A 20,332-nucleotide genomic window follows, 5' to 3' on the forward strand; every position below is an offset into this window, starting at 1 on the left:
CCGCTGTAAGAGCGGAACCCTAAGTGGCCGTTACCGCAGCAACGGATATGTACACCGTCAAACCATCAAACCATCAACGCATCCCACGTCACCCCGTCAAACCACATCCACCCCCACATGAATCGCATCATGCCGCCAAAACTCCAGATCACAATCAATCAACCGCTCATGCTGATCATAATTAACCCGAGCAATCCGCAACCCCGGGCTCCCCACCGACACCCTCAACGCCGCAGCCGCCTCAACCTGCAATGACGTCGGCACAATCTCAAACCGCACCCGCCCGTAATGCAAGTCATACACCCGCGCATACAACTCCGTAATCGACTGATTCAAATCACACTCCAGAATCCCCGGAAAATACTGCGGGTTCAGATAGTGCTCCACATACAACACCAACCGCCCATCAATCCTGCGCCCCCGGCAAATCTGAATCACACTGGACAACGCCGGCAACTGCAACCACGCACACACCGCCGCCGAAGCCGGCTGCAACCGCGCCGAAATCACCTCGGTCGACGGCATCCGCCCCTGCGCACTCACCATCGCGTGAAAATGGCTGCGCTGCATCAAGTTGTAGGCAAGCCTGGGCGGCGACACAAACCACCCCCGCCGCTCCTCGCGATAAATCTGCCCTTGTGCCTCAAGTTGTAACAAGGCTTCCCGCACCGTAATGCGGGTGGTACCAAACAACTCGCTCAGCTTGCGCTCGGCCGGCAGCTTACTGCCAGGCGCCAACAAGCCATGGTCGATCTGCTCTTGCAGCGCCAGGCCAATGGTTGTCACCGCCTTGGTTGCCTCATCACGCATCAACGTTACCTATCTGGACTAGACCAGCACTACTCAGGTGCACAAAACGCCCGCTAAACGCGCCTCTGCTATTGCGTGCAAGCCTAGGCATTACACATGACCGACAGATGACAGCGCCTCGCGACGTTCTGCCACAAGACCTGCAATACATCGGCCAAGTCCAAGGCTTCCGGGCGGTTTGGCATGGTCTACGCTTACCCGGCAACCCCTCGTCCAGGCCAACAAAAAACGACATCGACATGAAACTGTCATCCGGCACGCCTAAATTGGCTCGTGTATTGCTGACCTAGACCAACACCTTCGCAATCGTTCATAAAAACGCAGCGTTGAAAACGCCCAAAGGAGCTTCGGATGAAACAGCTTTTCCTGGCATCACTGTTAGGCTCGACCATTGCCATGTGCACCGCCGCCATGGCTGCTGATACCGATTTGAAAACGCTCGAAGCCGCCGCGAAAGCGGAAGGCGCCGTCAACAGCGTCGGCATGCCCGATGACTGGGCCAACTGGAAAGGCACCTGGGACGACCTGGCCAAGATCTATGGCCTCAAGCACATCGACACCGACATGAGCTCGGCCCAGGAAGTCGCCAAGTTTGCGGCAGAAAAAGACAACGCCAGCGCCGACATCGGCGACGTCGGTGCAGCCTTCGGCCCGATAGCGGTGAAACAGGGCGTTACTCAACCGTACAAGCCGACTACCTGGGCACAAGTCCCGGATTGGGCGAAAGACAAAGACGGTAACTGGGCACTGGCCTACACCGGCACCATCGCCTTTATCGTCAACAAAAAGCTGCTGCACGGCTCCGAAGCCCCAAAGAGCTGGGCTGACCTGAAGACCGGCAAATACAAGGTGTCCATCGGTGACGTGAGCACCGCCGCCCAGGCTGCCAACGGCGTACTCGCCGCTGCACTGGCCAACGGTGGTGACGAGAAGAACATTCAGCCTGCATTGCTGATGTTCGCCGACATCGCCAAGCAAGGCCGCCTGTCGCTGGCCAACCCGACCATCGCCACCATGGAAAAAGGCGAAGTGGAAGTGGGCGTGGTCTGGGACTTCAACGGCCTGAGCTACAAAGCCAAGATGGCCAACCCGGATGACTACGTGGTGCTGATCCCGTCGGACGGCTCGGTGATTTCCGGCTACACCACCATCATCAACAAATACGCCAAGCACCCGAACGCCGCCAAGCTGACCCGCGAATACATCTTCAGCGATGCCGGCCAGACCAACCTGGCCCGTGGCAACGCGCGTCCGATTCGTGCCGAACACCTGACCTTGCCAGCCGACGTACAGGCCAAGCTGCTGCCTAACGAGCAGTACAAGAAAGTCACGCCGATCAAAGACGCCGACGCTTGGGAGAAGACCTCCAAGGCACTGCCGCAGAAGTGGCAGGAAGAAGTCATCATCAATATGCAATAAGGCTGTAACCCACATTGGAGATCCGCTGGAGATCCAATGTGTGAGCGGGCTTGGGTGGGAGCGGGCTTGCTCGCGAAAGCGCAGTGTCAGTCAATACATGTGTGACTGACCCACCGTCTTCGCGAGCAAGCCCGCTCCCACAAAAGCCCACTCCCACACTTAACTGCGTTCCCTCAGGGGAAATTGAGTCAAGCCTATTTGTTGCGGAGCCCCAGCCCCTATGAAGCACAACGTCATCCTTGTCGTGCTCGACGGCCTGAATTACGAGGTTGCCCGACACGCCATGGGGCACTTGCAGGCCTATATCGGCGCAGGACGCGCAGCACTGTACAAACTGGAATGTGAACTACCGGCCCTGTCCCGGCCCCTGTACGAATGCATCCTCACCGGCGTCCCGCCGATCGAAAGCGGCATCGTCCACAACAACATCTCGCGCCTGTCCAACCAGCGCAGCATTTTCCATTACTCCACCGACGCCGGTTTATCCACAGCGGCGGCGGCTTATCACTGGGTCAGCGAGTTGTATAACCGCAGTCCCTTCATCGCCGCCCGCGATCGTCATACCAACGACCCGGCGCTGCCGATCCAGCATGGGCATTTCTACTGGAATGACCATTACCCGGACTCGCACCTGTTTGCCGACGCGGAAAGCCTGCGCCTCAAACACGCGCCGAATTTCCTGGTGGTGCACCCGATGAACATCGACGACGCCGGCCACAAGCACGGCCTCGACACCCCGCAATACCGCAACAGCGCACGCTCGGCCGACATCATCCTCGCCGACTACCTGCAAGGCTGGCTCGACGCCGGTTACCAGGTGCTGGTGACGGCCGACCACGGCATGAACAACGACCGCTCCCACAACGGCCTGCTGCCGGAAGAACGGGAAGTGCCGCTGTTTGTGCTGGGTGATGCGTTCAGCCTCGACACCCATGCCACACCCAAGCAAACCGAGCTGTGCGGCACCGTCTGCGAGCTGCTCGGTGTGCCCCACGACAAGCCTGTATGCCGGGAGCTGTTGAAGTGAATTCAGTGATCCGCGGCAAATGGCTGGCTGCCTTGTGCCTGGTGCCCTTCGCCCTCTTCTTTATCGTGTTCGAGATCGCCCCGCTGGTGTGGGTGATGATCAGCAGCGTCCAGTCGGAAGAATTCGGCTGGGGCCTGGCCAACTTCAGCAAGATCTTCAGTTCGAAGTTCTATATGCAGGCGATCCAGTACAGCCTGGAGATCAGTTTCTATTCCAGCGTATTCGGGATCATCATCGCCGTGCTGGGCAGCTACTCGCTGCGCCGGGTGGACGGACGGCTGCGTAATTTCGTGACCGCATTCGCCAACATGACCAGCAACTTTGCCGGCGTGCCATTGGCCTTCGCGTTCATCATCCTGCTGGGGTTCAACGGCAGCATTACCATCATGCTCAAGCAGGCCGGGATCATTCAGGACTTCAACCTGTACTCCAAGACCGGCCTGATCATCCTTTATACCTACTTCCAGATTCCCCTCGGCGTGCTGCTGCTCTACCCGGCCTTCGACGCGTTGCGCGAAGACTGGCGCGAGTCTGCTTCATTGCTGGGCGCGGACGGTTGGCAGTACTGGCGGCACATCGGTCTGCCGGTGCTGACCCCGGCGCTGCTGGGCACCTTCGTGATCCTGCTGGCCAACGCCCTCGGCGCCTACGCCACGGTGTACGCGCTGACTACCGGCAACTTCAACGTGCTGCCGATCCGTATCGCGGCGATGGTCTCCGGCGACATCTCCCTGGACCCGAACATGGCCAGCGCCCTGGCCGTGGTGCTGGTGGCGCTGATGACCGTGGTGACCGTGGTCCATCAACTGCTGCTCAAGAGGAGCTACCATGTCTCGCGCTGAACCTGGCTCGGCCGCCCTCTACCACCGCGTAGTGGTGTACCTGTTGTTTGCGATCCTGGTGCTGCCGTTGCTCGGCACCCTGGTCTACTCCATCGCCAGCAGTTGGTCGGCGACCATCCTGCCGTCCGGTTTTACCTTCAAGTGGTACATCCAGCTGTGGAGTGACCCGCGCTTCCTGAATGCCTTCGGCCAATCGCTGCTGGTGTGTGTCGGTGCGCTTATCTTGTCGGTGGTACTGATCCTGCCGCTGCTGTTTGTGGTGCATTACCACTTTCCAAAACTCGACGCGCTGATGAACATCCTGATCCTGCTGCCCTTCGCGGTGCCGCCGGTGGTGTCGTCGGTGGGACTGTTGCAGCTCTACGGCTCGGGGCCGTTTGCAATGGTGGGTACGCCGTGGATCCTGATCGGCTGCTACTTCACCGTGGCGCTGCCGTTCATGTACCGCGCGATCACCAACAACCTGCAAGCGATCAACCTGCGGGACCTGATGGACGCCGCCCAACTGCTTGGCGCCAGCACCTTCCAGGCTGCGTTCCTGGTGGTACTGCCCAACCTGCGCAAGGGCTTGATGGTGGCGTTGCTGCTGTCGTTCTCGTTCCTGTTCGGCGAGTTCGTGTTCGCCAACATCCTGGTGGGCACCCGCTACGAAACCCTGCAGGTGTACCTCAACAATATGCGTAACAGCAGCGGCCACTTCACCAGTGCCCTGGTGATCTCCTATTTCTTCTTTGTGCTGGTGCTGACCTGGGCCGCCAACATCTTGAACAAGGACAAAAGCCAATGAGCTTCGTCAGCGTCCAACACCTGCAAAAAGGCTACGCCGGCACGCCGGTCTTCAGTGACATCAACTGCGAAATCGCCAAGGGCGAATTCGTCACCCTGCTCGGCCCGTCAGGCTGCGGCAAGTCGACCCTGCTGCGCTGCATCGCCGGCCTGACCTCGGTAGACAGCGGGAAAATCCTGCTGGACGGCCAGGACATCGTTCCGCTGAGCCCGCAGAAACGGCATATCGGCATGGTGTTCCAGAGCTACGCGCTGTTCCCCAACATGACCGTGGAACAGAACGTCGCTTTCGGCCTGCGCATGCAGAAGGTCAATGCCGACGACAGCCACAAACGCGTGCAGGAAGTGCTGCAACTGGTGGAGCTGAAAGAACTCGCCGGCCGCTACCCGCACCAGATGTCCGGCGGTCAGTGCCAGCGCGTGGCCCTCGCCCGCTCCCTGGTGACGCGCCCGCGCCTGTTGCTGCTGGATGAGCCGCTGTCGGCCCTCGACGCACGGATTCGCAAGCACCTGCGCGAACAGATTCGCCAGATCCAGCGCGAGCTGGGCCTGACCACCATCTTCGTGACCCATGATCAGGAAGAAGCCCTGACCATGTCCGACCGGATCTTCCTGATGAACCAGGGCAAGGTCGTGCAGAGCGGCGATGCCGAGACCCTCTACACCGCGCCGGTGGATGTGTTCGCCGCCGGCTTTATCGGCAACTACAACCTGCTGGACGCCGACAAGGCCAGCAAACTGTTGCAGCGCCCGATCACCGGGCGCATCGCCATTCGCCCGGAAGCCATCGAACTCAGCCGCAGCGGCGAACTGGACGCGCTGGTGCGCAGCCACAGCCTGTTGGGCAACGTGATTCGCTATCGCATCGAAGCCCGTGGGGTGGAATTGGTGGTGGACGTGCTCAACCGCTCGGCTGACGATCTGCACCCGGACGGTCAGCGATTGGCACTTTCCATCGACCCAAGTGCGTTGTGTGAAGTAGCCTGACGCACGATTTATTTGAGAGAGCGTGACAGATGGCATTGGTAATTTTTGATCTGGACGACACCCTGATCCACGGCGACTGCGCCACCCTGTGGAGCGAGCAGATGGGCCGCCTGGGCTGGGTGGATGGCGAGTCGTTCATGCGCAAGAACGACGAACTGATGGCGGCCTACAGCCGTGGTGAACTGGCCATGGAGGACTACATGGACTTCAGCCTGGAGCCGATGATCGGGCGCACGCCGGAAGAGATCGAGCACCTTGTTGAGCCGTGGGTGGAAGACGTTATCGAGCCGCTGATCTACAGCGAAGCTACCCGGACTATCGCCCGGCACCGCCAGAATGGTGACCGGATTCTGGTGATCTCGGCGTCGGGGACGCACCTGGTGAAGCCGATTGCGGCGCGTATCGGCATTGATGAAGTGTTGGGGATCGAGTTGGACGTTGCTCATGGGGTGTACAGCGGCAAGACCACGGGTGTATTGACGTACCGCGAAGGCAAGATCACCCGCCTGATGGAATGGCTGGAGCAGGAAGGTGAGCACCTTGATGGGGCGTACTTCTACTCGGATTCGCGCAATGACTTGCCGCTGTTGCTGAAGGTGGAGAACCCGCAAGTGGTGAATCCGGACCCGGTGTTGCGGGCGCATGCTGAGAAGGCTGGGTGGCCGATTCATCATTGGGTTTGACGTTTTGCGCAGGTTTGAGGTGAGTACATATCCGTTATTTAGGTAACGGCCGCCTATGGTTTCGCTCTTACAGCGACTCACTTTGGAAAAGCCCCAAAGTAAGCAAAGGGCTCTGCCCCGCCTGTCGGCACCTCGCCTAGGCTCGGTGTTCCCTCACTCCGGCATTGCTCCGCGGGCCGCCGCGATGGGCCATCCATGGCCCAGCGCGGCTAAACCGGCGTCCTGCCGGTTTACCCGCTCCGCACTGCCTGCGTTCGGCCTCGGGCTTATTGGGGCAGTCAGATCAAAATCAAAAGCAAAAGCACAGCGGCCTCCCGGCCGGCTTGAGTGTTAAAAGCCAGATCAAAAGCAAAAGCAAAAACCAGAGCGAAAACAAAGCTGCTTTTCTGTGGGAGCGGGCTTGCTCGCGAAAAACCTGAGAGCGCCGCGTTCATCCAGAATGCCAGCGTCATCGTTAACGACCTTCGCGAGCAAGCCCGCTCCCACATTTTTGACCGTGCCCGCTTTAGCTTTTGATTTGGCTTTTAACACTCAAGCCGGCCGGGAGGCCGCTGTGCTTTTGATCTTGATTTTGATCTTAGGCGCCCCGTTAAACCACGCTGGCCGAACGCAGGCTTTGGAGCGTGGGTAACCTGGCAGGACGCCAGGTTAGCCGTCCTGGGCCAAGGATGGCCCATGACGGCGGCCCACGGTCCAAAGCCGGAGTGAGGGCACTCCGAGCCTAGGCGAGGAGCCGAGTGGTGGGGCAAGAGCGTTTTGCTTACTTTTGCGCTCTTTGTACGGACCGGACACATGGTGGACACATGTGCGGGGACATGGTTGACACATTATGGTCCGTAATCAGGCTTATTCACGTCTATGGTCCGCAAAAAGTGATGGCAGAAGTAGACGTCAAATAGCCCCTCACTTTCAGGCTTTGGGCGTATCGCGATGTGCTGCCCAGCCAGGCCTTTGGCGATACTGAAATAACGTTTCTGAAAGCGGAATCGACTGTCATAAACCTTAGCCAATAGGTCGTCCGGTCCGTATTCAAACTCTGGCAGTTGCTGCGGATAAGCCCAGGGGCTGGCCCGATACCGGTCCATCGGCACCTTGTAGTCCAATGCTTGATGGGGGCGTTGCAGGTTATAAACCTCGCGCCATCGATCAAACGCTGTTTGAGCCTCCTTGATCGTGGAAAACTGGCGCCCATCAAGCACTTCGGCCTTGAGTGATCGATGGAAACGCTCAATCTTTCCATTGGTTTGCGGATGGTAAGGGCGGCTGAAACTGATCCGAATTCCTAAGCGAATCAACCAGATACTCAACTCAGTAATTTCTCCAGGGTTGCGGGGAGAGCCCCATGGCGGGCCGTTATCAACGTTGATGCGAGCCGGTAATCCGAAACGCTGGAATACCTCGATCATCTTCTCCTTCACCGTAACCCCACGCTCGTTATCACACGCTTGAATAGCCAAATTGAATCGCGAGTGATCGTCCAGCAACGTCAGGGGGTGGCATCGGCCTTGTTGCGTCGGGAAATGCCCTTTGAAGTCCATCTGCCAAAGATCGTTAGGCGCATCGTGCTCAAACCTCAGCTTCGCCAATTGTTCCTTCTGCGCAGGCTTAATCATCCCGTGCCGATGCAGGACATTGGTGACGGTGCTGGGAGCAATCTGCTTTTTCAAAATGCTGCTGATCGTGCGCCCACCCCATGCGGGATGGTCTTGCCTGAGCGCTATGACCGCCGTTTCTAGAGCAGGGTCGGTCAGCTTGGGGCTGGTGATAGGTTTGCGGGACATCTCTTGCAGCCCCGACCGGCCTTGGGCCTCGTAGCGTTTGAGCCACTTATACGCCGTTTGGGGGCTGATCCCGAATCGTCGACACAGCTCTCGTTTATTACTGCCGGGTTGCCGGGCTAAGGCAACGAACTCTTCTTTCAGGCTCATGGCGTCTCTCGTGTCCCAGGGCATGATGGATTTCCGGCGAAGTTGGCTCGCCGAAAAGTGTCCACCATGTCCCCGTACATCCGTCAACCATGTGTCCGGTCCGTACACGCTCTTCAAAAGTGAGCCGCTGTAAGAGCGGAACCAATCTCAGCCATCACCCAAATAACGGATATACACCCAGCCAACTCCCCCCCAACACAAATGTCGCATCGGAAATCAGGTCAGACTCTCGTCAATCACCAACACCAGCTTCCCGGAAATCCGATTAGTCGCCAGTTCCGCAAACGCAGCCTCAGCATCCTTGATCGGAAACGTCTTCGCCAATTGCGGACTCAAACGGCCCTCGGCAAACAACGGCCACACATGCTGGCTCAAGTCACTGAACAGGTCAGCCTTGAACTGATCATCCCGGCTACGCAACGTCGACCCCAACACCTGCACACGCTTGGCCAACACCTGCGCCAGATCGATCTGCGCCTCACGGCCGCCCATCAACCCGATCAACACCCAGCGCCCATCACGCGCCGCCAGCTTGAGATTCAGCGCCGCGTAATTCCCCCCCACCGGGTCAAGAATCACATCGAACGGTCCAAAATCCCTCAAGCCCTCGATGCCGTCAGTACGTACCACACCCCCCTGAGCCCCCAGCGCCTCACAGTACGCCAGGCGATCCGCCGACCCCACGCTGACCCAACACGGGCTACCAAACGCCTTGCACAACTGAATCGCCGCCGAGCCCACCCCACTGGCGCCAGCATGCAACAACACCTTCTCCCCAGGCTTGAGGCCCGCCAGCTGGAACAGATTCAGCCACGCAGTGCTGTACACCTCGGGCAACCCGGCCGCTTCCACCAGCGACACGCCCTCCGGCACCGGCAGTACATGCCGCGCATCCACCACCACTTCTTCAGCCATCCCGCCACCAGCGAGCAAGGCGCAAACGCGATCACCCACCTGCCACGACGAACCGGCGCCGACTTCGCTGATCACCCCGGAACACTCCAGGCCCAACACCTGACTGGCGCCAGGAGGCGGTGGATAGAGCCCTGAACGCTGTAATAAATCCGCCCGATTCAGGCCCGCAGCCGCCACACGAATGCGAACTTGGCCTACATCACATGTAGGACTCGGCTCGTCTTGCCACTCCACATGACCTTCAACGCCTTGCAATGCTTTCACAGTGCCTCCATAGTGAGTCTGGACTGAGCCCGTTGCTGTAGCGCCGGGCTTTTTGCATTATGCGACCGGCCCATATGGAACCGGCGACTTCAAAGACGGCCTAATATGCGTTATCAATTGCCCCCGCGTCGAATCAGCATGAAGCATCTGTTCCCCAGCACCGCCCTCGCTCTTTTTATTGGTATCGGCCTTCTGCCGCTATCGAGCAATACGTTCGCAGCCAACAGCTGGGACAATCTTCAGCCTGATCGCGATGAGGTGATTGCCAGCCTCAACGTCGTTGAGTTGCTCAAGCGCCACCATTACAGCAAGCCGCCGCTGGACGACGCTCGCTCGGTGATCATTTACGACAGCTACCTCAAGCTGTTGGATCCCTCGCGCAGCTATTTCCTGGCCAGTGACATCACCGAGTTCGACAAGTGGAAGACGCAGTTCGACGACTTCCTCAAGAGCGGTGATTTGCAGCCCGGCTTCACCATCTACAAGCGTTACCTGGACCGCGTCAAAGCGCGTCTGGACTTCGCCATTGGTGAGCTGAACAAGGGCGTCGACCAGTTCGACTTCACCAAGAAAGAGACCTTGCTGGTTGACCGCAAGGACGCTCCTTGGCTGACCACCGAAGCCGAACTGGACGACCTGTGGCGCAAACGCGTCAAGGACGAAGTCCTGCGCTACAAGATCTCAGGCAAAGAGCCGAAGGCCATTCAGGAACTGTTGACCAAGCGCTACAAGAATCAGTTGGCACGTCTGGATCAGACCCGTGCCGAAGATATCTTCCAGGCCTACATCAACACCTTCGCAATGTCCTACGACCCGCATACCAATTATCTGTCACCAGATAACGCGGAAAATTTCGATATCAACATGAGTCTGTCGCTGGAAGGCATCGGTGCCGTCCTGCAAAGCGATAACGACCAGGTGAAAATCGTGCGTCTGGTGCCGGCAGGTCCGGCCGACAAGACCAAGCAGGTTGCTCCGGCCGACAAGATCATCGGTGTGGCCCAGGCCGACAAAGAGATGGTCGATGTGGTCGGCTGGCGTCTGGATGAAGTGGTCAAGCTGATCCGCGGTCCGAAAGGCAGCGTGGTGCGCCTGGAAGTGATTCCGCACACCAACGCACCGAACGACCAGACCAGCAAGATCGTGTCCATCACCCGTGAAGCGGTGAAGCTCGAAGACCAGGCCGTCCAGAAGCAAGTCCTCAACCTCAAGCAGGATGGCAAGGACTACAAGCTGGGCGTGGTGGTGATCCCGGCGTTCTACCTGGACTTCAAAGCGTTCCGCGCCGGTGATCCGGACTACAAGAGCACCACCCGCGACGTTAAGAAAATCCTGACAGAACTGCAGAAGGAAAAAGTCGACGGCGTGGTCATCGACCTGCGCAACAACGGCGGCGGTTCCCTGCAGGAAGCCACCGAGCTGACCAGTCTGTTTATCGACAAGGGTCCGACCGTGCTGGTGCGTAACGCCGACGGCCGTGTGGACGTGCTGGAAGACGAGAACCCGGGTGCCTTCTACAAAGGGCCAATGGCGTTGCTGGTCAACCGCCTCTCGGCATCCGCTTCGGAGATTTTTGCCGGCGCGATGCAGGACTACCACCGTGCGCTGATCATCGGCGGCCAGACCTTCGGCAAAGGCACCGTGCAGACCATCCAGCCGCTGAACCATGGCGAGCTGAAACTGACCCTGGCCAAGTTCTACCGGGTTTCCGGGCAGAGCACCCAGCATCAGGGCGTACTGCCGGATGTCGATTTCCCGTCGATCATCGACACCAAGGAAATCGGCGAGAGCGCACTGCCTGAGGCCATGCCGTGGGACACCATCCGTCCTGCGATCAAGCCGGCGGTAGACCCGTTCAAACCGTACATCGCACAGCTGAAAGCTGATCACGAAGCCCGCTCCGCCAAGGATGCCGAGTTCATCTTCATCCGCGACAAGCTGGCCCTGGCCAAGAAGTTGATGGAAGAGAAAACCGTCAGCCTCAACGAAGCCGACCGTCGTGCGCAGCACACCGACATCGAGAATCAGCAACTGGTGCTGGAGAACGCCCGCCGCAAGGCTAAAGGCGAAGCCCCACTCAAGGAACTGAAGAAAGAAGACGAAGACGCGATCGCCGCCGAGCCTGATAAAACCAAGCCGGAAGATGATGCCTACCTGAGCGAGACCGGGCGCATCCTGCTGGACTACTTGAAAATCAGTAAGACGGTGGCCAAGCAGTAAATGATGGCAATTTAATGTGAACGCTCTCCGGAGTGTCATCAAATAGACATCATTCTGTCGTGAAATGAAGGACCTGCCCAAGCAGGTCCTTTTTTTTCGACCGAGAAAATCATGACCATGACCGAACAGCTGAATGCATTGGGCTCAATCCTGGCTCAAGGCAGTTTGCACAGCCTGTTCCAACCGATCATTTCTCTGTCCGAGCGACGCGTGGTCGGTTACGAGGCCCTCAGCCGTGGCCCGTCCAACAGCCCGCTGCACTCCCCTATCGCGCTGTTCTCCGTAGCCCGCCACGCCGGGCGCCTCAGCGAGCTGGAGATGGTCTGCCGGGAAAGCGCCTGCCGGCGGTTCAGCGAACAGAAACTGCCAGGCAAGCTGTTCCTCAACGTCTCACCCGAATCCCTGCTGGAAACCGCCCATCAACCTGGCCGCACCCTGCAACTGCTCAGCGACTTCGGCATCCCGCCCAGCCAGGTGGTGATCGAACTGACCGAGCAAACCCCGACCGACGACTTTCAACTGCTGCAAACCGCGCTGCATCATTACCGCGACATGGGCTTTTCGATTGCCCTGGATGACCTGGGCGCCGGCTATTCCAGCCTGCGTCTATGGTCGGAATTGCGCCCGGACTACGTGAAGATCGACCGGCATTTTATCGACGGCATCCACCAGGACGCCCTCAAGCGCGAGTTTGTCGGCTCCATCCTGCAAATTGCCAAGGCCTCCCGAGCCCAAGTCATCGCCGAAGGTATCGAATTGCCGGAAGAGTTGGCGGTGCTCACCGAGATGGGCGTCGACCTGGTGCAGGGTTACCTGCTCTGCCGCCCCCAGGAACAACCGCCGCAGGAGGCGCGGTTGATGTTGCCCAAACCTGACAGCGCCAACGTCGCACTGAACGACGAAGGCAGCGACCTCAGCGCCCTGCTCAACGAACAACCAGCCGTGGGCCAGCACACCGCCACGGCGCAGGTGCTGGAAGCCTTTCGGCGCCAGGCCAACCTCAATTCCCTGGCGGTGCTGGATGAGCGTGGCCATCCAATTGGCATCGTGCACCGGCACTCGCTGTCGGACGCCCTGCTCAAGCCGTTCGCCACCGACCTGTTCGCCCGCAAGCCCATCAGCCGCTTGATGAGTGATGACTTCCTCGCGGTGGAACTGAGCCAGTCCCTGCAGCAAGTCAGCCGCCTGCTCACCAGCCGCGCGCGCCAGCGGATCGAGGAAGATTTCATCATCACCCTCAACGGCGATTACCTGGGGCTGGGTCGGGTGATCGACGTGCTCAAGCTGATTACCGAGCTGAAAATCCAGCAGGCACGCTACGCCAACCCGCTGACCCTGCTGCCGGGCAACGTGCCGATCCAGCAGTGCCTGACGCGGTTGTTGCAGCAACAGCGTGAGTCCGTGATCTGCTACGTCGATATCGACAGTTTCAAACCGTTCAACGATATCTACGGCTATGGCCGGGGCGATGAAGTGTTGCTGTGCCTGGCGCAATGCCTGAACGACCGGGTAGACCCCAGCCGCGACTTTGTCGGGCATATCGGCGGTGACGACTTTTTGCTGGTGCTGGGGCCGCAGGATTGGCGCAAGCGGCTTAACCAGTTGCTGGACGACTTCCACACTCAATGCCGGCGCTTCTATCGCAGCGAGCATCTGGACGCAGGCTGTTTCGTTGCACTGAACCGCCAGGGCGTGCGCCAGGAGTTTGCGCTGCTGTCGCTGTCCATCGGCGTGGTGCATTTGTATCCACAGGCCTGTGGACAACTCGATGCCAGCCAGTTGGCGGAACTGGCCTCGCAAGCCAAGCACCACGCAAAGAACGTGGCGGGCTACAGCATTCATGTGATCGACAGTCTGGAGTTGGGCCAGGCAGAAGCGGAGCCGCTCTAGATCAGAGTTGTTCCAGACGCATCTGCGCCAACGGGTGCCCGGCCCGGGCGGCGATTTTCCACCAGCGTGCCGCTTCCAGCGGATCCGGCGCCTTGCCAAGGCTGCCCGCGAGGCTCAACACCCCAATCTGGTAGGCCGCCTTGCCATCTCCGGCCTGGGCCGCCAGCCGCAACAGCCGCACGCCCTCTTCACGGGCGCCAAGGCCCTTGCCGCGAAACGCCAGGATATGTCCGTAGAAACTCTGGGCCCCTACGTCGCCCAGATTGGCCATGCGTGCGAACTGACCTTCAAGCCATTGCCAGCAACGTGGCTGGCGCATGAACCAGGACCAATGAAACAATTTGCGCGCCAGCCAATAACTGACATACGCCTTAAGCTTCCAAAACACTAAGCCTCCGCTGACTCGGGATAATCGTACTCAAATACTCGCACCACTTCGGATGCGTGCCATGACGCTGCAGCCACGCCATCGGACGGCCCGCAGAAGCGTCCAAGACGCTCCACACATTCAAAGAAGCCGGTGCGTGGCAGGCGGCTGGCGCCCTGGCTGATCACCAGGGAACTGCGCAGCGGCTGGTCGGCCTTGGCATCCAGCGCCGCCAGGTGCTCCAGCGCAGCCGTCAGGGTTTGCATGGCCGGCGTGGGAAATTGCAGGCGCTCCAGCAATGCGCGGTAGGTCAAGAGGTGGCGCTGTCGGCGCGCCTGGTCCAGCTCGTTGATTAACCCATCCCAATGCTGACGGCTGATGCGTACGCTCACGTTTCTTCCCTCCAACCTGCGACGCCCAGTTCCCAGGCCAGGCTGCGGCGGATGGCTGCGTCCGGCTGGCGTTCACCACTTTCGATCAAGCCCAGGTAAGACGGGCTGATGCCCACTGTGCGCGCAAGAGCCTCGATGGCCAGGCCCTTGGCCTCGCGCAGGCTTCGCAGCTGCTCCAGGGGGCGCAGATCCGGTTCGGCAGTGGCTTGGCGAATGTTCGAAGCAGGAGATGTCGGCTGCTGCTGACCGGCGGCTTTTAACAGCGCCTGATACTGAGCCCAAGGCAGAACCGCATATTCGGGTTCGCCATCCTTTGTAATTATCTGAATATCCATGACCGCCCCGTAGGATCACAACACTTACTTCGTAAGCACTTTCCTTAGGAGTGTAATCCTAACAGCCACAAAGAGCGCAGGGGGATATTCGCAAGGTTCAGTTTTTTTTCAGTTGTTCCTGCTCAAGCAGCAGAGGCGTCGCTGGCAGGCGCTCAACCACCGCAAGCTTCTCCGGGACCTGACGCTCGCGCCAGGCACGAAAAGCGCTCAGTTCGCCGTCCAGGGTCTTCATGACCCATGCCAGCACGGCGATGTCGTCGAGCATGCCGAACACCGGAATAAAATCCGGGATCGCATCAATCGGACTGAGGAAGTACATCAGCCCCGCCACCACCGAAATCAGCGCCTTGGGGCTGATGGCCCGGTACTCGCCGCGCCAATAGGCCAGGCACAAGGCCTGGAGCAGCTTGAGGTCGTCCTTGAGTTTACCCAACCGGTTGCCCTGGCTCGAGCCTTTGGCGGCAACGGCGAACAGCAACGTAGGCAAGCGGCCTCGGCCCAGCAGGCGGGCGGCCATGGGCAGGAAGCGGGTGAAATTAAACGGTGCTTTCATCGTCACTCCAGTTCCAGGCGACAGAAAAGGTTATCCACACAAATTGTGGATAACCTTGTGAACAGAGCCTGTTTTCCAGGCTGAAAGCCACGTAATACAAGGCCTACAGTCAGATCGGGCGTTTTTTGCGCACATAAAAAAAACCCAAGAATTCATTGACTTGGAGATTATCTGCGTCTACCCGTGCTCGGGTCTTTTATCAGACTGCTCTAGCCCGCATGGGTTCGGTTGAATTTGCCCTGGATTCAACTGATCGTTCCCAGGCTCTGCGTGGGAATGCCGCCTGTGGCGCTCCGCGCTCGCTGTTAGCGCTAGGCTTGAGCAATGCGCAATGGTGACGCAGAGCGTCACGGGATGCATTCCCACGCAGAGCGTGGGAACGATCGCAGAGCGTGGGAACGATCGCAGAGCGTGGGAACGATCGCATAGGCCAGAAACAACAACGCCCCGTCGAAACGGGGCGTTGTGTGTTCAGGTGCTGATTACTTCTTGGCAGCAGGAGCCGCCGGTGCGTCAGGAGCGTCCGCCTTGGACGGGTCCTTGATGGCCAGCAGTTCCAGGTCGAATACCAGCACGGAGTTGGCTGGAATCGCCGGGCTCGGGCTCTGCGCGCCGTAGGCCAGGTCGGACGGGATGTACAACTCGACCTTCTCGCCAACGTGCATCAGTTGCAGGCCTTCGACCCAACCTGGAATCACGCCGCTGACCGGCAGGTCAATCGGGCTGCCGCGGTCCACGGAGCTGTCAAAGGTGGTGCCGTTAGTGAGCTTGCCGGTGTAGTGAACAGTCACTACGTCGGTTGGCTTGGGTTGAGCACCGTCCGCTTTCTTCACGATCTTGTATTGCAGACCGGAAGCAGTGGTGACAACGCCGTCTTTCTTGGCGTTTTCTTCGAGGAATTTCTTGCCGGCGGTTGCCGACTCTTCGCTCATCTTGGCCATACGCTCTTCAGCACGTTTTTGCAGTGCGGCGAAGGCTTCGACCAGCTCGTCGTCTTTCAGCTTCTGTTCTTTCTTGCCGACGGCATCTTCGATGCCTTGGGCTACCGCTTTGGAGTCCAGGTCATCCATACCTTCTTGAGCAAGGCTTTTGCCCATGTTCAGGCCGATACCGTAGGAAGCTTTTTGCGCCGGGGTTTTCAGCTCTACGCTGGTTTGCGAATCACAACCCGCAAGTACCAGGCTAACCAGGGCCACCGCCGCCGCCAACCGATGCTGTTTCATGCTATTTCCTTGTTCGTGTGCCAAAAGGGCATTCGAGTAAAGTCGCGAGCTTATCAGGCGGCCACGACCAATGGCTACCGGCATGTGAGCAGGAAACTTCTGATAAGTTCACGTGTTTAAAAGCATTTTCATTCAATCCAGGGCCCTGCAACGGACAGCAGCAGCACTGGAACGAAGCTCATGGCCACTTGCCGCACTGCTGGCCTGATGGCATAAGAACGCTAGAACTCGACAAGGATAGTTATCTTGCGCATTTTTTCCCGTGTTTTGCTGATGATTTTCATACTGCTGGGCCTGATCCTGGCGGTGGTGCTCTATTACGTGGTCAACCCGAAGCTGCCGGTTTACGTGCCGGTGGAACAGGTGCATTACCAGGACCAATGGAGCGCCGCAGATCGCCAGACCTATTACTTCACACCCCAGGGCACCCAGGTCAAGGGCCTGCGGTACGCCTGGTTTACCGCCCTGGAACTGCCGTTTTCCGAGCAGCGTTTCGCCACGCCCGAGTACCTGGCGCGCTTTGGTTTTCTGGTAGACCCCAAGCAGGTGCCCACCGCGCAGAACCCCGGCAACCTGCCGGTGGGTTTCGCCCGGCATAAAAATGCTGGCAGCAATGATGAGTTTCTCGACATCACTTGCGCCGCCTGCCACACCGGCCAGTTGAACTTCAAAGGCCAGGGCCTGCGGGTCGACGGTGGCCCGGCGCAACATGTGCTGCCGTCCAGCGTGCCGACCCTGCGCGGCGGCAGCTTCGGCCAGGCACTGGTTGCCAGCCTGGCCTCGACCTACTACAACCCGTGGAAATTCGAGCGTTTTGCCCACACCGTGCTGGGCCACGACTACAACGACCAGAACGTCGCGCAACTGCGTCAGGACTTCAAGAAGTCCCTGAACAACTTTCTGAAAGTCGCCTGGAACGACACCCACCGCGGCCTCTACCCCACCGAAGAAGGCCCGGGGCGTACCGACGCCTTTGGCCGTATCGCCAACGCCAGCTTCGGCGACGCCATTTCCCCCGACAACTACCGCATCGCCAACGCCCCGGTGGACTACCCGCAACTGTGGGACATCTGGACCTTCGACTGGGTGCAATGGAACGGCTCGGCCCAGCAACCCATGGCCCGCAATATCGGCGAAGCCCTGGGCGTCGGCGCCACCCTGGACTTCTTCGACAGCGCCGGCCAGCCGCTTCAGGGCGACGCGCGCTACGCCTCCAGCGTGCGGGTGCGCGACCTGAATACCATCGAAGAAACCCTGCAACGGCTCAAGCCACCCACCTGGCCTGAAGACCTGTTCGGCGCCATCGACAAACCGTTGGCCGCCCAAGGCCGCGCGTTGTTCACCGAAAACTGCGCCGGCTGCCACGTACCGGCAGTTTCCCAAGTCGATGGCCGCCCGGTGCGCCAGTTGAAAATGCTTCCGGTGGAAGTCATCGGCACCGACCCGACTACCGCCAACAATATCGCTGACCACCGCTTCGACCTCAGCGCCCTGCAATGGGACCCGGCGGAGTTGGCGAAAATGAACGTCGAACTGCACCCCACCCCCACCGAGCCGCTGGACCTGCGCAGCATTTCTTCAGCCAAAGGCCTGGCGTACATCACCGCCTTTGTCGAAGACCACGCCTACCGTGCCGCCGGCGTGACACCTGCCGAACGTCCGCGCCTGGACGGCTTCGGCCTACCGATCGGCGTGCGCGAATTGCGTGCCTACAAGGCACGGCCACTGGCCGGGGTATGGGCGACACCGCCGTTCCTGCACAACGGTTCGGTGCCGACGATCTATCAATTGCTCTCGCCCCAGGACGAGCGCAGCCCGAGCTTCTATAAAGGCACCTTCGAATACGACCCGCGCCACCTGGGCTATCAAACCGCTGCATTCCCCAACGCGTTCCTGTTCGATACGCGCATCACCGGCAACCACAACAGCGGCCACGAATTCCGTGCCGGGCAGCGTGGCAACGGGGTGATCGGCCGAGGCTTGCTGCCTCAGGAACGCTGGGCGCTGCTGGAATATTTGAAAGTGCTGGGTGGCCCGCTGGAACAGCAACTGCCCTGACCCAACCGACTTCGCAGAAAAGGATTTTTAAATGCTCGCTCGACTTTGGCTGCGCCTCGGCGCGTTTCTTGGCAAGACCCTGTTGTGGCTGGTAGGCCTGGGCCTGCTGGGTTGGTTGCTGTCCACCCTGTGGTTCGCCTGGCAACACAGCGGCCCGGTGTCGCCGGATGAACAGATCCCGCCGGGTGAGGCCGCCATGACCCAAGGCATCATCCAGACTGCGGTACGCATTGTCGATCAACACCGCGAGGGCACGCGTTACCTGCGGGACGCGCATGCCAAGGCCCATGGCTGCGTGAAAGCCGAGGTCAGCGTATTGCCGGACCTCGACCCAGCCTTGCGCCAGGGCGTGTTCGCCGAGCCGGGCAAGACCTGGCAGGCGATGATGCGCCTGTCCAACGGCAATGCGTACCCGCAGTTCGACAGCATCCGGGATGCCCGGGGGATGGCGATCAAGTTGCTGGACGTGCCGGGCAAGCAGTTGCTGGCGGATCAGCAGGCGCGGGGTGAGCAGGACTTTGTGATGTTCAGCCATCCGAACTTTTTCGTCAGTGATGTGGCGGAGTATGCGCAGAACGTTTCGGCTCAGGCGGATGGCAAGAAGGTCCTGGCGTTCTTCCCCGGGGTGGATCCGCGCAGTTGGCAGGTACGGCATTTGTTTATCGCGCTGGCGACATTGGCGCCGCCGCCGGTGAGTCCTACGCAGACGACGTATTTCTCGGTGTCGCCGTATAAGTTTGGCGCGGCGAATGCGAAGTTTCGGGTGGCGCCGGATCCCCAGGGGTGTCCGGCGTATGTGCTGCCCAAGCAGAATCAGGACCTGCCGAACTTTTTGCGCAGTGCGTTGAATCAGCAACTGTCGACGGACCGGGTGGCGGCGTGTTTTGTGTTGCAGATTCAGCGGCAGAATCCGCAGAAGTTTATGCCGATCGAAGACACCAGCGTTGAGTGGAAAGAGAGTGATGCGCCGTTTGAGACGGTGGCCAAGGTGGTGATTCCGGCGCAGGATTTTGATACGCCGGCGTTGAACCTGGCTTGTGATAATCAGTCGTTTAATCCGTGGTTTGGGGTGGAGGCGCATCGGCCGATTGGGGGGATTAATCGGTTGCGTAAGGCGGTGTATGAGGCGGTCAGTGATTACCGGCATAGCCGGAATTTGTAGCTCCGCCGTATTGGGTGCATATCCGTTGCTGCGGTTATGGCCGCTATTGGTTCCGCTCTTACAGCGGCTCACTTTTGAACAGCGCAAAAGTAAGCAAAACGCTCTTGCCCCACCACTCGGCTCCTCGCCTAGGCTCGGAGTGCCCTCACTCCGGCTTTGGACCGTGGGCCGCCGCGATGGGCCATCCTTGGCCCAGCGCGGCTAACCCGGCGTCCTGCCGGGTTACCCACGCTCCAAAGCCTGCGTTCGGCCAGCGTGGTTTAACGGGGCGCCTAAGATCAAGATCAAAAGCAAAAGCACAGCGGCCTACCGGCCGGCTTGAGTGTTGAAAAGCAAAATCAAAAGCTAAAGCGGGCACGGTCCAAAAAATGTGGGAGCGGGCTTGCTCGCGAAGGTCGTTAACGATGACGTGGGCATTCTGGATGAACGCGGCGCTCTCAGGTTTTTCGCGAGCAAGCCCGCTCCCACAGA

Annotated in this window: 19 protein-coding genes; 10 read left to right on the plus strand and 9 right to left on the minus strand. The window is 59.5% G+C overall.

What is annotated here, in order from left to right; all coding sequences use genetic code 11:
* Positions 1 to 96 precede the first annotated feature (96 nt).
* Entirely contained in the window at positions 97 to 810 is a 714-nt protein-coding gene (locus NVB75_RS10020) for a UTRA domain-containing protein (protein WP_258347032.1), read from the minus strand.
* A 351-nt stretch (positions 811 to 1,161) separates the two neighbouring features.
* Between NVB75_RS10020 and NVB75_RS10025 the strand changes: the two genes are divergently transcribed.
* From NVB75_RS10025 to NVB75_RS10050, 6 genes are all read left to right on the plus strand, one after another.
* Positions 1,162 to 2,229 carry an ABC transporter substrate-binding protein gene (locus NVB75_RS10025; protein ID WP_017479502.1) on the plus strand — a complete coding sequence of 356 codons (1,068 nt, stop codon included), beginning with the start codon at positions 1,162 to 1,164 and terminating at the stop codon, positions 2,227 to 2,229.
* Between the two features lie 220 nt (positions 2,230 to 2,449).
* The gene (locus tag NVB75_RS10030; RefSeq protein ID WP_258347033.1) at positions 2,450 to 3,256 is read left to right on the plus strand and encodes an alkaline phosphatase family protein; all 807 of its coding nucleotides are present in this window, start codon (positions 2,450 to 2,452) and stop codon (positions 3,254 to 3,256) included.
* The gene (locus NVB75_RS10035) at positions 3,235 to 4,098 is read left to right on the plus strand and encodes an ABC transporter permease subunit (RefSeq protein WP_258347034.1); all 864 of its coding nucleotides are present in this window, start codon (positions 3,235 to 3,237) and stop codon (positions 4,096 to 4,098) included. The genes NVB75_RS10030 and NVB75_RS10035 overlap by 22 nt, the downstream gene beginning before the upstream one ends.
* Entirely contained in the window at positions 4,085 to 4,885 is an 801-nt protein-coding gene (locus NVB75_RS10040; protein ID WP_003219747.1) for an ABC transporter permease, read from the plus strand. Before NVB75_RS10035 ends, NVB75_RS10040 begins: the two co-directional genes overlap by 14 nt.
* Positions 4,882 to 5,871 carry an ABC transporter ATP-binding protein gene (locus NVB75_RS10045; protein ID WP_258347035.1) on the plus strand — a complete coding sequence of 330 codons (990 nt, stop codon included), beginning with the start codon at positions 4,882 to 4,884 and terminating at the stop codon, positions 5,869 to 5,871. The genes NVB75_RS10040 and NVB75_RS10045 overlap by 4 nt, the downstream gene beginning before the upstream one ends.
* 29 nt (positions 5,872 to 5,900) lie before the next feature.
* Complete coding sequence (locus tag NVB75_RS10050; protein ID WP_076015301.1) at positions 5,901 to 6,554, plus strand: HAD family phosphatase; 654 nt, start codon at positions 5,901 to 5,903, stop codon at positions 6,552 to 6,554.
* 278 nt (positions 6,555 to 6,832) lie between these two features.
* Here NVB75_RS10050 and NVB75_RS10055 read toward each other — a convergent pair whose 3' ends face one another.
* From NVB75_RS10055 to NVB75_RS10065, 3 genes are all read right to left on the minus strand, one after another.
* A complete protein-coding gene (locus NVB75_RS10055) occupies positions 6,833 to 7,006 on the minus strand; it encodes a hypothetical protein (protein WP_258346372.1) in 174 nt (57 codons plus the stop codon).
* Between the two features lie 375 nt (positions 7,007 to 7,381).
* Complete coding sequence (locus NVB75_RS10060; protein ID WP_258346772.1) at positions 7,382 to 8,506, minus strand: IS481 family transposase; 1,125 nt, start codon at positions 8,504 to 8,506, stop codon at positions 7,382 to 7,384.
* Between the two features lie 192 nt (positions 8,507 to 8,698).
* A complete protein-coding gene (locus NVB75_RS10065; protein ID WP_258347037.1) occupies positions 8,699 to 9,661 on the minus strand; it encodes a zinc-binding dehydrogenase in 963 nt (320 codons plus the stop codon).
* Positions 9,662 to 9,766: 105 nt separating this feature from the next.
* Here NVB75_RS10065 and NVB75_RS10070 point away from each other — a divergent pair, with 105 nt between their 5' ends.
* Together NVB75_RS10070 and NVB75_RS10075 are read left to right on the plus strand one after the other, a co-directional pair.
* The gene (locus NVB75_RS10070) at positions 9,767 to 11,881 is read left to right on the plus strand and encodes a carboxy terminal-processing peptidase (RefSeq protein ID WP_258347038.1); all 2,115 of its coding nucleotides are present in this window, start codon (positions 9,767 to 9,769) and stop codon (positions 11,879 to 11,881) included.
* 111 nt (positions 11,882 to 11,992) lie between these two features.
* Entirely contained in the window at positions 11,993 to 13,771 is a 1,779-nt protein-coding gene (locus tag NVB75_RS10075; protein ID WP_258347039.1) for a bifunctional diguanylate cyclase/phosphodiesterase, read from the plus strand.
* 1 nt (position 13,772) lies between these two features.
* Here the strand turns inward: NVB75_RS10075 and NVB75_RS10080 are convergent, their stop codons facing one another.
* The 5 genes from NVB75_RS10080 to NVB75_RS10100 form a co-directional block, all read right to left on the minus strand.
* On the minus strand, positions 13,773 to 14,159 hold the full coding sequence (locus NVB75_RS10080; protein ID WP_258347040.1) for a tetratricopeptide repeat protein: 387 nt from the start codon (positions 14,157 to 14,159) through the stop codon (positions 13,773 to 13,775).
* A complete protein-coding gene (locus tag NVB75_RS10085; RefSeq protein WP_010166435.1) occupies positions 14,159 to 14,530 on the minus strand; it encodes a hypothetical protein in 372 nt (123 codons plus the stop codon). The genes NVB75_RS10080 and NVB75_RS10085 overlap by 1 nt, the downstream gene beginning before the upstream one ends.
* Positions 14,527 to 14,865, minus strand: coding sequence for a helix-turn-helix transcriptional regulator (locus NVB75_RS10090; RefSeq protein WP_258347041.1), 339 nt, complete (start codon positions 14,863 to 14,865; stop codon positions 14,527 to 14,529). The genes NVB75_RS10085 and NVB75_RS10090 overlap by 4 nt, the downstream gene beginning before the upstream one ends.
* A gap of 97 nt (positions 14,866 to 14,962) precedes the next feature.
* Entirely contained in the window at positions 14,963 to 15,418 is a 456-nt protein-coding gene (locus NVB75_RS10095) for a YkvA family protein (RefSeq protein ID WP_258347042.1), read from the minus strand.
* 482 nt (positions 15,419 to 15,900) lie between these two features.
* Positions 15,901 to 16,641, minus strand: a complete 741-nt coding sequence (locus NVB75_RS10100) for an FKBP-type peptidyl-prolyl cis-trans isomerase (RefSeq protein ID WP_003211122.1) — start codon at positions 16,639 to 16,641, stop codon at positions 15,901 to 15,903.
* A 246-nt stretch (positions 16,642 to 16,887) separates the two neighbouring features.
* Here NVB75_RS10100 and NVB75_RS10105 point away from each other — a divergent pair, with 246 nt between their 5' ends.
* Both NVB75_RS10105 and NVB75_RS10110 read left to right on the plus strand, forming a co-directional pair.
* Positions 16,888 to 18,699, plus strand: coding sequence for a cytochrome c (locus NVB75_RS10105; RefSeq protein ID WP_258347043.1), 1,812 nt, complete (start codon positions 16,888 to 16,890; stop codon positions 18,697 to 18,699).
* 31 nt (positions 18,700 to 18,730) lie between these two features.
* Positions 18,731 to 19,861, plus strand: coding sequence for a catalase family protein (locus NVB75_RS10110; protein WP_258347044.1), 1,131 nt, complete (start codon positions 18,731 to 18,733; stop codon positions 19,859 to 19,861).
* Positions 19,862 to 20,332: the final 471 nt, after the last annotated feature.

It is taken from the genome of Pseudomonas sp. CBS, assembly GCF_024734645.1.
Lineage (GTDB): Bacteria > Pseudomonadota > Gammaproteobacteria > Pseudomonadales > Pseudomonadaceae > Aquipseudomonas.

Excerpts from the sequence above, each read along its gene's own strand:
- NVB75_RS10095 (WP_258347042.1), bottom strand. The coding sequence starts at position 15,418 with ATGAAAGCACCGTTTAATTTCACCCGCTTCCTGCCCATGGCCGCCCGC.
- NVB75_RS10055 (WP_258346372.1), bottom strand. The coding sequence starts at position 7,006 with ATGACGCTGGCATTCTGGATGAACGCGGCGCTCTCAGGTTTTTCGCGA.
- NVB75_RS10100 (WP_003211122.1), bottom strand. The coding sequence starts at position 16,641 with ATGAAACAGCATCGGTTGGCGGCGGCGGTGGCCCTGGTTAGCCTGGTA.
- NVB75_RS10030 (WP_258347033.1), top strand. The coding sequence starts at position 2,450 with ATGAAGCACAACGTCATCCTTGTCGTGCTCGACGGCCTGAATTACGAG.
- NVB75_RS10090 (WP_258347041.1), bottom strand. The coding sequence starts at position 14,865 with ATGGATATTCAGATAATTACAAAGGATGGCGAACCCGAATATGCGGTT.
- NVB75_RS10020 (WP_258347032.1), bottom strand. The coding sequence starts at position 810 with ATGCGTGATGAGGCAACCAAGGCGGTGACAACCATTGGCCTGGCGCTG.
- NVB75_RS10110 (WP_258347044.1), top strand. The coding sequence starts at position 18,731 with ATGCTCGCTCGACTTTGGCTGCGCCTCGGCGCGTTTCTTGGCAAGACC.
- NVB75_RS10050 (WP_076015301.1), top strand. The coding sequence starts at position 5,901 with ATGGCATTGGTAATTTTTGATCTGGACGACACCCTGATCCACGGCGAC.
- NVB75_RS10070 (WP_258347038.1), top strand. The coding sequence starts at position 9,767 with ATGCGTTATCAATTGCCCCCGCGTCGAATCAGCATGAAGCATCTGTTC.
- NVB75_RS10045 (WP_258347035.1), top strand. The coding sequence starts at position 4,882 with ATGAGCTTCGTCAGCGTCCAACACCTGCAAAAAGGCTACGCCGGCACG.
- NVB75_RS10025 (WP_017479502.1), top strand. The coding sequence starts at position 1,162 with ATGAAACAGCTTTTCCTGGCATCACTGTTAGGCTCGACCATTGCCATG.
- NVB75_RS10035 (WP_258347034.1), top strand. The coding sequence starts at position 3,235 with ATGCCGGGAGCTGTTGAAGTGAATTCAGTGATCCGCGGCAAATGGCTG.
- NVB75_RS10060 (WP_258346772.1), bottom strand. The coding sequence starts at position 8,506 with ATGCCCTGGGACACGAGAGACGCCATGAGCCTGAAAGAAGAGTTCGTT.
- NVB75_RS10040 (WP_003219747.1), top strand. The coding sequence starts at position 4,085 with ATGTCTCGCGCTGAACCTGGCTCGGCCGCCCTCTACCACCGCGTAGTG.
- NVB75_RS10075 (WP_258347039.1), top strand. The coding sequence starts at position 11,993 with ATGACCATGACCGAACAGCTGAATGCATTGGGCTCAATCCTGGCTCAA.